The following is a 14842-nucleotide window of genomic DNA, read 5'->3' on the forward strand; positions in this document are numbered from 1 at the left end:
CTCTTTCTCATTCAGTCTTGCTTTACGCTTGTTATCAAGCGCTTACATTAATTGTAGGCGGACAGGGAGGCCTAAGGAATGCACATATCCCGGGACAATGTTCAATATTTTTCTCACGCTCCCGGCACCCATCGGGAATGGTTCACTTTTTTTCGATCCATTGTCAATATTTATTGAATAGCATCTCTACAGAAAAAAACGCCTGACGGCGTTCTTTTCAAATATCGCGGTTTATGGCTTCGTGTCGTGCCAAGCTTGAGCCTTCATTCGATTTATTTTGCAGCTGGTTCCGGTATTGCTGGGGACTGACACCCATCATCTTCTTGAACACTCTGCCGAAATAGTTAATATTATCGTAGCCAACCTTCTCTGCAATCAGGTAACCGGGCCATTGGGTTTCCCGCAAATATTCGGCCGCTTGCTCCACACGGATCTGGTTCAGGTAGGCAGTGAAGCCGATCTGAGTTTCCTTCTTGAACAAATAGCTCAAGTAGCTTTCGCTCATGTTCGTCATCCGGGCCGCCTGACTCAACGACCAGTTATCGGCGTAGCTTTCCTTCATCTTAAGAATGAGATGGCGAATCTCTTCACGATAAGTTCTGCCCAGAGCCTCCCGTACCCGGCCAAACTGAAGGCCTATGAACCGCCCGAACCATTCCTCGGCTTCATGAACGCTCTGCAGTCCGATCACTTGCTTGTATAAAGGCGGTTCGGCGTCATGCTCCTCCGGCTCTTCCGGATCATATTTTTTCAGACCGCTATGGATGTGATGGAGCAGTTCCAGACACACCTGAATGTTATAATCAACCGGAGGGCGGATTTCTCTCATTCGCCTGAACAGGTTCGCGACCGTCCTCTTTAACCCCTCCTCATCCAGAAGCTCGATCTGCCGGCGTAATTCGTCCCCGATTTCCTTCGTCAAGAGAGGCTCCGCCTCGGCCGGTAGCCCCTTCATCGCGCTATAGTTGTATACGGTTTCTTTATGGTCTAGAAAATATTGCTGCACCGCTTGATAAGCTTGGATATAAGCCTGCTTCAATTCCGCTTGCCCTGCAAAAATACCACTGACGCCAATAGTGACGGAGATCCCCAAAAATCGCTTTAGCGCGCTGATGATATCCTTGCCCATCGAGTCCACGATCTCCGCCTCGCCGGATTCGCCGGCCGACAATGGAACCAGCAGAATGAGGCTGTGATCATTGTATGGAATCACGCTGCCCTTCTTCCACTTGTTCAACTCCAATTCTGTCAGATTGGTCAAGGTTTGGTAGACTTCGGCATCGATGGATGAGCTAAGGGACGGAGGATGAATATGCAGCAGCATGAGCACATGCTCCCCATGCCAGATCCATCCGCAATGGTCAGCTTCCTCCCGCTTCCCATTAGCCGATGATTCTGACGGGTCTGCGGAAGCAGCGCCTTCAAGCCAGTATCGGAACGTCTTCTCCAATTTATGACGGGCGTCGGCTTCAGTAGGGGGAAGAGAGGCATCCTCTTTCCGCAGCTCCTTGCCTGCGGCGATTTTACCAGCCGTTTCCTGAAGCAGTTCAAGCAATTCCTCCGGCTTCATGGAAGCCTTGAGAAGATAATCGTCCACCCCCATCTTCATCGCCTGCCGTAAAAATTCGTATTCATTATGGCTGCTCAGAACAATAATTCTCATATCGGGGGCTATCCGCTTGGCCTTTTCAATTAATTCAAGCCCATTCATATTAGGCATGACAATATCCGTGAGAAGAATGTCCGGCCGGTACCGTTCTATCCCCTCTAGCGCCTCGATCCCGTCCGAGGCATCACCCACATAAACAAAACCATGCTTCTCCCAATCAATTACCGAGCGAATTCCAAGCCGAACCAGAATTTCATCATCGACCAACATGACCTTACTGAGCATGAGGCTCCCTCCCTTCTGCCATTCGTCTGTACGGAAGCGATAAGCGCACTATCGTCCCCGCTTGGGGTGTGCTCTCCAACGACAATCCGTAGGCGGCCCCGTATTGGAGCCTGATCCGGTCATGCACATTCCTGATCCCGATTCTGTCTGCAGGGACGTCCTCAGGATCCGCATACAGAGAGGCCTGCATGCTGATAAGCTTGTCCGCATCTATTCCGACCCCATTATCTGTAACCGTGAGGATCATCAGCCCGCCCACCTGCTCCGCTCGAATCATGATCGTACCTTTCCCCTTTAAAGGCTCGATTCCGTGAAGCAGGCTGTTCTCAATAACCGGCTGAAGGATAAATTTGATGACCTGCGCATACAGCAGCTCCTCCGGCACATCATATTCCATAGTCAGCTTTTCGTTGTATTTAATTTTCATAAGGGCAGCGTAGTTGCGAATATAATCGAGCTCCTCCTTCAGAGAAATCACATTCTCTTCCCTGCCCAGAGCGGACTCCATAATTCCTCCGAGATTGGACAGCATGTCTCCTACTTCGCGGTCATTGCGAATATAGGCCATCCACTTGATGTTATTCAGCGTATTGAGTATAAAGTGCGGATTGATCTGAGCTTGAAGCGCTTTAAACCGAAGCTCTTCCTTCTGCTGATACTGCTCCTTCAACCGGTTCAGCAAGTCATTGATGCGCCGGATCATTTTATTATAAGTATCGGCCAACAGGGAGATTTCTTTCGGCCCTTTCATGATCAAGACATTCTCTGACGACTGATTCTCGAAAGCCAGCATTTTTTTGGCCAACAATTTAAGCGGTTTGCTGATGCTGTAAGAGATGGTTATGGTAATCAGGATGAAAATAATAAAGATAATGGCGGTTATAATAACATTCGCACGCCGGATGTCGAAAATTTCTTTAAAGACCATATCGTATGGAATCGCTTGGACAATTTTCCACCCGGTTTGATTGAAGGTGGAATAGTTAATGATCGATTTATTTCCATTGTGCTCTGCAATGGTCTGGCCTCGCGGCTCCTCCAAGGCTCCGGACGAACCCCATTCCTGCCGGAAGCTCTTCCCCAAATCGTTGGTATTCGGACTGGACAGGACAACTCCGTCCTTATCCAAAATGTAAGTATCTCCATCCAGCTTGGACAAATATTTGCTAATATCTGCCTCGCTTACACTGAATAACAGCACTCCAACAGGATTCTGGGTTAGAGGATCAAAGACGTTCTTGGCCAGAGAGACGACAGGACCGTTATCGGCAAAGGTATAATTATGGCTGTAGAACCAAACCAGCCGGGAAGGCTCCCGGATCAATTCTTGATACCAGTCATTCTGTATCAGCTCCATATATTTGTCCGCTTCTGCATGACGGGTGCTGAGCCAATTTCCCTGCTGATCCAGAATGGCTACATAAGCCGTAAAATTATAATAAGAGAGCTTCTGCACGATATTGTACTTGATGGCAAGACGGTCATATTCACTCAAGTCTCCGGGATTCTTCAACAGATGGATAATGTCAGGATCCGCGGATAAATCCGTGGTCAGCTTGAACATATCCTGCAGAACGGATTCGATGCTCATATTGATGAGCGATAAGGCATCTTGAGAAGAATTTCCGATTTTCTCCTCGATGATCCTTTCCAGCGGTTTATCGATGAAATAGAATGAAATAAGAAAGGGAATGACAAGGAAGAAAACAATGGAGAAAAAAATTTTGTTTCTTATCGAACCGGGCCTCCTGTGCAATCCGTTGATGCGCCTCATGGTCGTCCCGCTCCTTCTCGTAATGAAAGCGTTTGTTTAATTATAACACCCTTGGCCGCAGACCGAATGAAAAAATGCCGAAATCGCAGTCCGGCTCGATCCCCGCGGAGAAGAAAAAAAAGAACACCCCGGTTTCCGGGGCATCCTGGACGAGTATCGATTTATTTCAAAATACGCCTCATGTATGCATAACGAGTAAGGATAAAATAGAGGTACTGCATAAAGAAGAACAGGCCGATGACGACTAATCCATACTTCCAGACACTGACGGCAAGCAGATTCCCAAGCGCTTTGAACGCGAAGCAGGCATGGACCGTACCGACCATAAAAGGAATGAAGAAAACAAGCCCGATCTGGGTAGTAACCACTCTCTTCAATTCCGCCGGCGTCATGCCGATCTTTCGCAGGGACCTGTAGACGGCCTGATCCTCCTGCAGCTCTGTGAACCATTTAAAATATATCATGCTGCCCGCCGCTATAAAAAACAGCACGCTTATGAAAATTCCAATAAACAGCGTTAACGAATTCGCCTGGGTCATGTCCAAGTAATCCTGAACCCGCGAGGTAAAATACGGCATTTGCTCCTGATCTATTTCTCTGATCACCCGGTTCACCGTATCATTCGTCCGCTCCCAGTTCTTCAGTTCAAAGCCGTAATATCTTATTTTGAGAGTATCCGGGGTGGAGCCCATCAACTGTCTATAATGCTCATCATTAATAATGAGGAAGGATCTTTCCCGATAGCCCGTATTCCCTAATCCTTTATTGATCTGCCCATCCATTTCAAAGGTCACCTTATGCTCGCCTATCGATGTTTCCAGCAGGTCCCCCTTGGCGAAAAAATCATGTCCCAATATATTTCGGTACGGAAATACGAACAGCGCATGCCCCTCCTTCACCTTCACCGGCTTCCAGGACTTCCGCTCAGCGAGCTCATTATATTTGCTTGCCGGTATAATGAGCGCCGAAGTTTCCGTCGTGTTTATATATTTAATTTGAAAGGGGACAATAACCCCCGTCATTTCGAATTCATATTCGATCTGCACCTTTTCCTGCCGCATAATGTCTCTAATTCTCTGCGGGTCCATAACCGGGTGGCCTTCCATCCCTTGCTCTTCGTATCCTATCGTTTGTGGATACCGCTCCAGCAATTGGCTTCGGGAATCATGGTAGAACACATAGATGGTACCGGATGCGGTCAGAACGACCGCACTGAGAATGGAAACCGCAAATAGCAGCCGGGCATTATCTTTCATCTTGAAGACGAGTTGGGAAATCGTGATCAAGTGAGTTTGCTTGTAATAGACGGATTTCATTCTTTGCAGCTTGCGGAATATGGCCGTGCTTCCTTGTGTATACAGAAAATACGTTCCTGTTATGACAAGGAACAGCACGACAAAGAAGGTTTTGACAATGTTTGACATGTTGGAAATACACGCCAGATAGTACCCTGTCCCAAGACATATCAGCGACAGGAGGACGAGAAACCATGAGAAGGCCGGCACATTCTTCGGTTTTTTGGCCGCTTGGAGCAGATCGATAATCTTGCTGCGCCTAAGCCGGAACAGGTTGAACAAGGTAATGACCTGGAACAGCAGGAAGAACCCTCCCGCCGTGATCCCTACCGCCTTGGGAACAAACCGGAACGGAATCGGATCATTGGTTTTTAACAATTCGGCCAAGGTCATAAAGAACAGCTTCGCAAACAAAGAACCGAACGCCATCCCAACGGCAATGGAAACAAGCGCGATAATCGAGCTCTCATACCAGACCATTCTCTTCAATTGCCAGTGGTTCATCCCGAGCAGCGTGAACAAGCCGAATTCCTTCTTGCGCGATTTAATAAATGCAGAATTGGAATACAGCACGAAAAAAAACGAGAAGATGAAAATGATATACTCACAGGCGATAAGCCCGTTGCGGACCTTGTCAGCGGCCCGGATCGTTCCGTTCACGACACCCGGATGGAAAATAAACTCGGCATAGATGAAGAAGATCATGACGGAAAATACGCTGCTCAGAAAAAAGGCTATATACTGATGCCAATTCCCGGCAACGTTCTTAATGGCGAGCTGCCGGTATTTCATCGAAGGTGCCTCCCAATACGCTCAACGAGTCCAAGATTTGCTGAAAAAAAGCTTGTCGGTTGGAGCCTCTGCGGATTTCCGAGAAAGGCTTGCCGTCCTTGATAAAGATGATTCGCCCGCAGAAGCTTGCGACGAACGGATCGTGCGTCACCATCATGATTGTCGCGTTCTGCCGTTCATTCACTTCTTTAAGGGAAAGCATGACATCGTTGGCCGATTTGGAATCCAGATTGCCCGTCAACTCATCGGCAAACAGAATGGAAGGCCGATGAATCATGGCTCTGGCAATGGCCGTCCGCTGCTGCTGCCCTCCGGATACTTCGAAGGTCCGCTTGTTCAAGATGGATTGGATGCCGAGAATATCCGCGATCTCCTGTAGTCGTTCTTCCATCACCTTAACGGGCGTGTTGTCCAGGACGAGAGGGAGAATAATGTTCTCCTTGATAGATAGTGTATCCAGCAAATTAAAGTCCTGGAAGACAAATCCGAGCTGCCTTCTCCGAAACAGGGCCAGTTTATTCTTCCTGAGCCGGGAAGGGTCCGTCCCGTTAATTTCTACATGACCGGATGTAGGAGTATCGATCGTGGCCAATATATTAAGCAGTGTGGTTTTGCCGCTGCCCGACGGTCCCATGACCCCCACGAATTCGCCCTCCGCAATTTCCAAATGGAAGTTGTCGAGCGCTTTGTAAGTCATGCTGCTTTTGGGGGAGCCGTATATTTTCGTCAGCGCATTGGCTTTTAACACGGTCATTCCGCTTCCTCCGTTCTTTTTCTCCGATGCCGACAGAGGGCCTTCCGTTAAAATTTGTAGGTAACCTCCGTTCGCGGGAATATCTTGCCGTCATTCTTCATCCTATGAGAAGTCATACATGGACGACGGTTTCGGGAAGAGGATGGTTACCGTCGTTCCCTGGCCTTCCTGAGAGGTAACCGACAGACGGTGTCCGAGCTTTCCGCATACTTGCTGGGCCAGGAACAACCCCATCCCCGTAGACTCTGCCGTTGTTCTTCCGTTGGACCCGGTGAAGAAAGGGTCGAATACGCGCGGAAGATCCTGCTCGGGGATGCCGATCCCTTCGTCCTGGATGGCAAGGCTCCACCCCTTCTCCTTCTCTTCGATCGTAATCTTCAATTGCATGGCCTTTATCTCCCCGCTGTCCTTATCGTGCGAAGAAGTTGTCTTGCGTTTAGCCACAGAATATTTAATCGCGTTGGTCAGAATCTGGCGAAGGATGAACTCCATCCACTTGCGGTCCGTCTCTACATAAACCTCCTGTTTCTCCGCAGTTAACTTAGGGTAGAGGGAACGAGCGATCCATACCGATTTATATTCGTTAATAACCCCTCTTACCAAAGAAACGAGCTCTATCCGATCCGCCTTCAAATCCAGTTCGAATTTCTCCAGCCTGGCCGTGTGGAGCATCATGCTTAACCCATGGCTCAGCCGATCCGTTTCCTCCCTGATGCTTTGAAAGAGCGGCTTCCATTGGCCGGAAGGGTCATCTTTAGACGCTTGCTGGACCAACAGATCGATGACCGAGACCGGGGTTTTCATTTGATGAACCCATTGATTGGTGAAGTTCAGGTGGTGTTCCTGCTTAGCACGGTACTCATGAAGCTCTTTGGCATAGAGCCTGTAACAGGTATGCAGCAATTCCTGCACACGCAACTGCTCCTGTGTCACCGCAGACTCGAGGCTCAGGATCTGGTCTGGTTTAATCCCGTCTTCCGATATAAGAGCCAATTGGCGATAGAAGGTTCGCTGACGCACATAATCGATGAACAGAAAGCAGGTCAATCCGGCCAGTGATAAAATAAAAATGTAGAATAGATTGCCCCAGGGGAGCAGAACTCCTTCATGCGAATAGCTTAAATAAACAACCAGCACGATGAGAACCACGTTGATTAAATAAACAAACATGTACATCAAGCGGTCTTTGAGAAAGGATTTAAGCATCTGCCGACTCCCTCTTCCATACCGGCTCCAACCGGTATCCTTGTCCCCGCACCGTCTCAATGGCACCCTTAATGCCCAGCTCCTCCAGCTTCTTGCGCACCCGGGTCACGTTTACCGTCAAAGTATTGTCATCGACGAAATCGGCATCATCCCATAATTCCTCCAGCAGCTCTTCGCGGGTAATAATTTGGCCGACCTGCTGAATAAGGCAATTTAAGAGCCTGAATTCATTATGGCTTAAGATGATTTTGCCGCCGTTCCACAGAACTTGGTTCTTGGACCTGTCCAGACCCAATCCGTAAACTTCATACAAATCGCCGGAGCCCGCAGACACTGAGGCATATTCGCCATACGCCCTGCGGAGCGCTCCTTTAATTTTGGCCACTACGACATCCAGGTTGAACGGCTTGGTTAAATAATCATCTCCCCCGTTCTCTATGGCCATAACTTGATCCATCTCCCCGACGCGGGCCGAGATGAAAATAATCGGGACATTGGATATCGTGCGAATCTGCCTGCACCAATAAAATCCGTCGTATTGAGGCAGGTTGATATCCAACAGAACCAAATGAGGACGGTTCTCGACAAACTCATTCCTAATATCGTCGAAACGGGTGGCACGAACCACCTCATAATTATATTTGCGAATATAACCGCTCAATATTTCAGCGATTTTGTCATCATCTTCCACAATCATAATCCGATACACATTTATCCCCTCCGTGTAGGTCACACCCATTGCTTGGGACCGCTGCAAAACGCGACTTCTTCGTAACGCGAGCCCATGGATGGAATTTCCTTGGCCTGCGCATGCTAATGACAACAGATCCGTCCACCCGGATCTCATTATTCCCGATGCCTAGGAAAGGAGAACCTACGTTGACTCAACAAAAACAGCATCAGCAATCGCTGGAAAACGCCATTCAAAACGCTCATCATGCCCTTAATAGCTCTCAGGACGCAGAGCAGGCGGTAGAACAGGCTATGGCCAGCTCTGATCCTCAGCAAATGCAGCGGGCCCGCCAGATCGTTGGCCAGGCTAACCGCGCAGTATACGATGCCGAGGAAAGACTGCGGGCCGAAGCGAACGAATCCCAGGAGCAGCAGACCGTTCAAGTTCTGGAGCAGCTTGAACAGGCGAAGCAGGATCTGTCCGAGGCCTCTGAGCGGACAGAGCAGCCGAAGCAAATGCGTTAGAGCTTCTCCAATGCTCATTGGCGCAGACGTTGGAGCGTTTCCTACCCAGGAAATCGCTCGGACGCAGCAGCCGTATTCCGCTTAATCTCGCAGTCTCTATCATCTGCGACGCATGGAGCCGGCCGTGAAACCGAGCACTTGCCCCATATTCCCGCCGCTTCTTCAATGGCGGGAACTTGGAGGCTTGTCTTTCATACAACCATCTATCCTATATATCCGTTGTAGATTTACCGGCCGGCTCGGCCTGCATACAGAAAGCAATCCGCTGTATGGTCATTGACCATGCCGGCGGCCTGCATATAGGCATAGCAAATAGTGCTCCCCACGAATTTGAAGCCCCGGCTTTTCAAGTCTTTGCTCATTCTGTCGGACTCTGCCGTAGAGGCAGGGACCTCCTGTATGGCGTTCCAATGGTTAATGATTGGTTCTCCGCCGACAAAACCCCAAATATACCGGTCGAAGCTGCCAAATTCCTCCTGTACCTTAAGAAATGCCCGAGCGTTGGCAGTGGTCGCCTCCAGCTTCAATCGGTTGCGGACGATGCCCGGGTTATTCAGCAGTCTTTCTATATCCGCCTGCCCGTATTCGGCTATCCGCTCCGGGTTGAACCCGTCCAGAGCCTGGCGAAAGTTTTCCCTCTTCTTCAATATTGTCAGCCAGCTAAGGCCGGCCTGCATTCCTTCCAGAAGCAGCATTTCAAACAGCTTGCGGTCATCATGAACGGGAACTCCCCACTCACTGTCATGGTATTGGATATACAGCGGGTCGTCCGTAGTCCAAGCACATCTTTTCATCATGAGCGCCTCCGTGCTTTTATCAATTATTATACCTTTCGAAATTACCTGTTCCAAACATTGATTTTTAGAACATGGCATGGCAAACTGAAACACGAACGCTACGAACTACTAATGTGCCTTTTTAGAATAGAAATAACCTATTAAAAAATGGTTCCGACCATCATACGGATGATCGGAACCATTTTGGCCACCGGATTCCGGTTACTTTCTATAACGAATCGTGATCCATTAGCTGCGAACCGATTTTAATGCGGCAGACCAGCTAATCACCTGATTCAGCATTTCGTTCACATGTGGAATGTGTAATTCTGCAGGCTTAAAAATCGTATATTGCTCGAAATCGGTAAATAAATTTAACGCGGGGTGTGTGCGAACATCTGCCACTTGTAATTCTGCCAGAATTCCGCGCCCTCTTTCTTATCTTTTTCCCCCAAAAAAACTGCCGACAAAAGTCATTTCGTCGGCAGTACAAGCTGTCCTCATTATATATCCAGATCTTGTCTCACGTTGATCGCCGGGCTGCCCATCTCGCTCATCGCTAAACTACATAGCCCTTCTAATCTTGGAGATATTGTATAACGAAACTATAATCGCAACAATACGAAACAGATAACCGACAATGGGAATAAAGCTGAGAACCGCCATCAAAATATTCAGCCCTGTCGAGAACATCGTATCGTTCTTCAGGAACAAAGAAAAGATGAAGCTGATAATGACAAGCGGAAATACCCAACCGGACGACCATAAATACAAAAACGGAATAAGGGCGAACACAAATCCGATAATGATAGCAATCTCGATTATTATTTGAATCGCACCCAGCAAACGCGCAGTATCCCGGTTCATAGTTCTTTTCCTCCTCACAACTTATTCGACTATATTATATTTTACGTGACAGCAAGCTATACGTTTCAGGCAAATCGGGCTACATGTTCATCGTTTTCCACTTTCCGCCCTTATACCGCCGGTAGATGAGAACAGACCGGATGATCTGATCCGCCGCAATTCCCAGCCAAGCCCCCAGTATTCCCCATTCAAACCATAGCACGAACAGCAGGCTGAGAATGACACGGAAGCCCCATACTCCGATGAAAGTGGAATATAGAGGAAACTTCGTATCCCCGGCTCCGCGCAGCGCCCCCGCCAATATAAACTGAGTCGCTTGGGAGACCTGAACAAAACCGACCACTCTCAGGGCTATGCTCCCCTGCTTGATAATCTCCGGGTCATTCGTATACGGCATCATAATGTATGGAGCGAACAGAATAAAGACCACGCCCAGCGAAGCGGCCACGATGACCCCCAGCTTACGGATCTCCCAGCCGAATTTATCCGCCAGCTCCGGCTTGCCTGCTCCGAGCGATTGGCCTACCATCGTAGTGGCTACGAGCGCGAAGGCCATTCCGGGCATAAACGTCAGTCCGAGAATGCTGAAAGCAATCTGATTGGCGGCAAAGGTGACCGTCCCCAATCCGGCGACGACCTTGCTGAAAATAAGCTGGCCCCCGCGCATGGCGAATTGTTCGCCGGCTGCGGGCAGCCCGATTTTTAATATTTTCCGAATCAGTCCGACATCGAAGCGGAAGATCGATTTTAACGTCAGCCGGACGGTCGATTGACCGCTGAACAGAACATACACAACCCAGGTCATAGCGGTAAAGTTAGCTATCATTGTAGAAATCGCCGCTCCTACCACCCCAAGCCGCGGGAAACCAAACAGTCCATAGATCAGCGGAAAGCCGATAAGGACGACCAGTGCATTGGACAAGACATTGATTTTCATAGGGGTCTTCGTATTGCCCGAACCCCGTAATATGGCCGACAAGCTCATGGAGACCGTCGTGAATCCGATTGACAGGAAAATAATCTTGGCGTACGCCACCCCTTCCACCAGCACTTCGGGGGAGGCACCCATTAATATGAGCATATCTTCGGCATATATATAGCTGAACAGAATGACGACTACGGCAAGGATGATGTTCAACAGGAAGGCCTGGCCTGCGGCACGATTGGCTTCTTCCACATCGCCCGAGCCGATGGAACGGGCCACAATGACCGTAGTCCCTACGTTCAAGGTCATAAATAGGGCCAACAGAAGAAAAAAGGGCTGATTCGTCAGCCCGACCGCAGCCACAGCCTCCGCTCCTACCCGCCCTACCATGATCATATTCAACATCTGCACCATATTAAGCAGCAGCATCTCTACGAGGGACGGTCCGGCTAATTGAAGAATGCGCTTTCGGACGGCTTTTCGGTCATCAATATCGACTTCGGTAAAGGAGTCCGACAACTGACCGGCATCAGGACGAGCTTTCCTCTTGCCTGGTTCCGGGTTAGGACTCGCTAGCTCTCCCTTAATTTCGTTCACCTTCGCTTCTGCAACTTGGCATTTTTCCTATATTATACTAGACCCCGCCTGATAACGCATTCGCAGCCAGCAGTTGCCTGAACCCCAATTCCTCCAAATGTTCCATAAATTCACTGAGTTTCAGGAAGAATCAGCCATTTTGCGGTAGGTTCGGTGCTCTGCCGTTCCCCTTCGTGCAAATGGCGAGAAAAGCCGAACCCCCAAGGCCCGGCTTTTCTTGTAAATGAAGTTGGCAGAGAGAGAGGAGATTCTCTTAATAATAATTTATGCTATTCCGTTCCGATAGCTTGGATGATAGATAGAGAGAATCCGCCCTTTTCTTAATTATGCGGGGCTCACTTGATTCTAAGCCGCTGCTTGAGCCGTTCCAGATCGCCATTCGGTTCCTGCTCCCCGTATCTTGCCTGCTCATAAGCTTCTATAAGCGGCTCGATGGAATCGCCGTCGGTGATCCCCTTCCCGCTCCATTCACGCATAGCCTCCTTGGGAGTCCATGACGCGTCGAAGGGGCGCCCTTGCTCCACCTGCTTCCAGATATAATGCCGATACAGATAGCGGGCCTTATCCCGATCGCTGCGCAAGGCTTCCCACTTCGGCTCCCGGTTTCGCCATTGCTCGAACCAGGCTTGAAGACGGTCTGCGGTGCTTCTGCGCCAATGACCGAGCCCGCCCTCCAGCTTCTCCTCCTCATCGGTATACCCGCTGCTCTCGGATAAATCCAGGCCCTGCCTGTTCATTCTCGCGGCCAGCCACCGGTTAAGCCAGCGGGCAGCAGCGGCCGATTTCTTGGCGAGCCAATAAAGAAGCGCCAGGGAAGCAAGCAGTATAACGATGTAAAAGACGAACAAGGCCGCCTTCTCCAGCCAAACGAAGAATGCGGACGGCTCTCCCCTCTCGAGCCCGGGAGGCGCGGACAGGTTTGGAGCCGAGGGAGACTCAGGCGGCGGAAGCTCGGCTTCTTCGGAGGAGAACAACGTGCTAAGCCAGCCGATCAGCCGTGCATACAGCCAGGCAATGCCGTCCTTCATCTGCTTCCAGAGACTGACAAGCATGATCAGAACCAACAGGAAGAGAAGAAGGAAGCGATTCTGCCACAGAAGGCCCGCCCCCAGCTTCTGCTCTTCTTCCGCCTTCTGATTCTTGTTGCGGGACAGTGCCGCCCATTGCAGATGAACGTGGTTGGACATGAGCATGCTGACGACCAGGGAGGCCAGTCCTAGCCAGAACATCAAAGGAATATAAGGGGTCAGCCTCTCCAGCTTGAAGTAAAAGATGGAGGTGACGAAATAAATAATCGGCCCGAGCCAGTAGAACATCTCCGGGTAAACATCGACCGCATTCCGGAAGGCCATATACGCCCCCCTATAGAAGGCGAGCAAGCCGATGGCCCAGGTTACCCAGCCGGCCAATTCGTTGCCATAGACGGCTATGGAAATCAGCCCGGTAACAGCCAGAGCATACAGCAGCAGCCAAAACCTCCTCGTTATCCGGAGAAGGACAATCGAGGTAGTACCCGCCAGATAGAATACCGCCAGCAGAACAAGCCATAGCGGAAGCTTGCCTTCTAGGGAGAGGAAAATGCCGGGCAGAATGGCTAACGGCATAAACAACAGCATCTCGATGCAGCCATGCATCCATCCCTTTAACGATAGGATCATTCTACGCACTGGCCTGTTCCCCCCCTTCACTGCGGTTCAGCGGGATGATTTCCACCCTGTTTCCGTTTGATTCCAACCGATGGATTTTATCCTGCATTTTAGCGCTTACATAAGGTGTGATTAACAGATAGACTGTGTTCTGGTTTCCGTTCCAGGCTTCCGCCTCGAGGAACGCCGACATCTCGCAGCTGCACTCTATAACCAGCTTGGCCATGGTCTCATAGAGCAGCGTCAGATGCTCTTGTCCGCTGACCGGCTCGATGCGCACGGCCTCATTCGGCTGATCGACGGTATAACCGTTGCATCCGAACCCGACCTCCATCCCTTGCCGGATACCATCCTCCGCCAAGGTCGCCGCATAGGAGATTCCCCGTTCGATCAATTCGGGGTCGGTGACTGCGTTCCACATTTCCTCAGACACTTCGAAATTAACGCAGATCATCAACCGGTGATCGGCCGTAAACCCCCGGTTATGAACCTGGAGCGTGCCGACCCGGGCCGTTGCCTTCCAGTTCACATCCTTCATGGAATCCCCATAGCGGTATTCCCGGACGCCATTGATCATGAACGGGTCCTCCATGATCCAGCGGCGTACGAGCAAGTCTCCCTGCCAGCTGCGGTAAGGAAGGGGAATCTCTTCCATAGGGACGGTCTTCGGGTAGACCAGCAGCTGGGCCGAAACGGGGACGGTCTTGAAGACCGACTGCATTCCGAGCAGATCTCCGCAAGTGAGGGTGGCGGTATCCAGCGAATAGGCCCCTCTCTTCATGCAGCGGATATAATGCCGGCGGGTGATCTGGGTGTAGGGCATCAAGCTGAACAGACTGGAGTGATTCTGGAACATCTGGCCCCCGCTGATATTCAGATTATACTGCTTCTGAAACTGCAGATTGGCATGGATCAGCGACTCCAGCTTCAACCAGGGAACAGGCAGCCACTTGCGGTTGGCGATCCTCTCCACCAGCTGGACCTCCTCCCCTTCGAAGACGGCAGCCTTGTTGAAGCTTCGCCCGACGGACAGATGCTTGAGAGCTTTTCTTTTATATAGAAAGCTCTGGGCAAGTACGACAATAAAACTGACAAATAAAATCCAGTGTATGCCCATTT

Annotated in this window: 12 protein-coding genes and 1 pseudogene; 1 reads left to right on the plus strand and 12 read right to left on the minus strand. The window is 50.1% G+C overall.

Going from position 1 to position 14842, the window contains the following annotated elements; genetic code table 11:
- Positions 1-217: 217 nt before the first annotated feature.
- From ACTHRH_RS20460 to ACTHRH_RS20485, 6 genes are all read right to left on the minus strand, one after another.
- Positions 218-1894, minus strand: a complete 1677-nt coding sequence (locus ACTHRH_RS20460) for a response regulator (protein ID WP_440417424.1) — start codon at positions 1892-1894, stop codon at positions 218-220.
- Entirely contained in the window at positions 1884-3668 is a 1785-nt protein-coding gene (locus ACTHRH_RS20465) for a sensor histidine kinase (RefSeq protein ID WP_440417426.1), read from the minus strand. The genes ACTHRH_RS20460 and ACTHRH_RS20465 overlap by 11 nt, the downstream gene beginning before the upstream one ends.
- Before the next feature lie 161 nt (positions 3669-3829).
- Positions 3830-5755 (minus strand): FtsX-like permease family protein, encoded by a 1926-nt coding sequence (locus ACTHRH_RS20470; protein ID WP_144939393.1) that lies wholly within the window; start codon positions 5753-5755, stop codon positions 3830-3832.
- Positions 5730-6509: an ABC transporter ATP-binding protein gene (locus tag ACTHRH_RS20475; RefSeq protein ID WP_144939391.1), complete on the minus strand. Its 780-nt coding sequence runs from the start codon at positions 6507-6509 to the stop codon at positions 5730-5732. Before ACTHRH_RS20475 ends, ACTHRH_RS20470 begins: the two co-directional genes overlap by 26 nt.
- A gap of 102 nt (positions 6510-6611) precedes the next feature.
- Complete coding sequence (locus tag ACTHRH_RS20480) at positions 6612-7715, minus strand: sensor histidine kinase (protein ID WP_440417429.1); 1104 nt, start codon at positions 7713-7715, stop codon at positions 6612-6614.
- Positions 7708-8424, minus strand: a complete 717-nt coding sequence (locus tag ACTHRH_RS20485) for a response regulator transcription factor (RefSeq protein ID WP_440417431.1) — start codon at positions 8422-8424, stop codon at positions 7708-7710. Before ACTHRH_RS20485 ends, ACTHRH_RS20480 begins: the two co-directional genes overlap by 8 nt.
- Positions 8425-8594: 170 nt before the next feature.
- On the opposite strand from ACTHRH_RS20485, the gene ACTHRH_RS20490 reads away from it, so the two are divergent.
- The gene (locus ACTHRH_RS20490) at positions 8595-8912 is read left to right on the plus strand and encodes a hypothetical protein (RefSeq protein WP_440417433.1); all 318 of its coding nucleotides are present in this window, start codon (positions 8595-8597) and stop codon (positions 8910-8912) included.
- Positions 8913-9139: 227 nt separating this feature from the next.
- On the opposite strand, the gene ACTHRH_RS20495 is transcribed toward ACTHRH_RS20490, so the two are convergent.
- The 6 genes and pseudogenes from ACTHRH_RS20495 to ACTHRH_RS20520 form a co-directional block, all read right to left on the minus strand.
- On the minus strand, positions 9140-9709 hold the full coding sequence (locus tag ACTHRH_RS20495) for a DNA-3-methyladenine glycosylase I (RefSeq protein WP_440417435.1): 570 nt from the start codon (positions 9707-9709) through the stop codon (positions 9140-9142).
- A gap of 228 nt (positions 9710-9937) precedes the next feature.
- A pseudogene (locus ACTHRH_RS20500) lies at positions 9938-10126 on the minus strand (NADPH-dependent oxidoreductase); the annotation flags it as partial.
- A 126-nt stretch (positions 10127-10252) separates the two neighbouring features.
- The gene (locus ACTHRH_RS20505; RefSeq protein WP_144939380.1) at positions 10253-10555 is read right to left on the minus strand and encodes a hypothetical protein; all 303 of its coding nucleotides are present in this window, start codon (positions 10553-10555) and stop codon (positions 10253-10255) included.
- 79 nt (positions 10556-10634) lie between these two features.
- Positions 10635-12077 carry an MATE family efflux transporter gene (locus tag ACTHRH_RS20510; RefSeq protein WP_379286139.1) on the minus strand — a complete coding sequence of 481 codons (1443 nt, stop codon included), beginning with the start codon at positions 12075-12077 and terminating at the stop codon, positions 10635-10637.
- Positions 12078-12412: 335 nt separating this feature from the next.
- Positions 12413-13735 carry a DUF4129 domain-containing protein gene (locus tag ACTHRH_RS20515; RefSeq protein ID WP_440417461.1) on the minus strand — a complete coding sequence of 441 codons (1323 nt, stop codon included), beginning with the start codon at positions 13733-13735 and terminating at the stop codon, positions 12413-12415.
- Between the two features lies 1 nt (position 13736).
- A complete protein-coding gene (locus ACTHRH_RS20520) occupies positions 13737-14840 on the minus strand; it encodes a DUF58 domain-containing protein (RefSeq protein ID WP_379286141.1) in 1104 nt (367 codons plus the stop codon).
- Positions 14841-14842 lie beyond the last annotated feature (2 nt).

It is taken from the genome of Paenibacillus sp. SAFN-117 (assembly GCF_051966115.1).
Classification (GTDB): domain Bacteria; phylum Bacillota; class Bacilli; order Paenibacillales; family NBRC-103111; genus Paenibacillus_L; species Paenibacillus_L residui.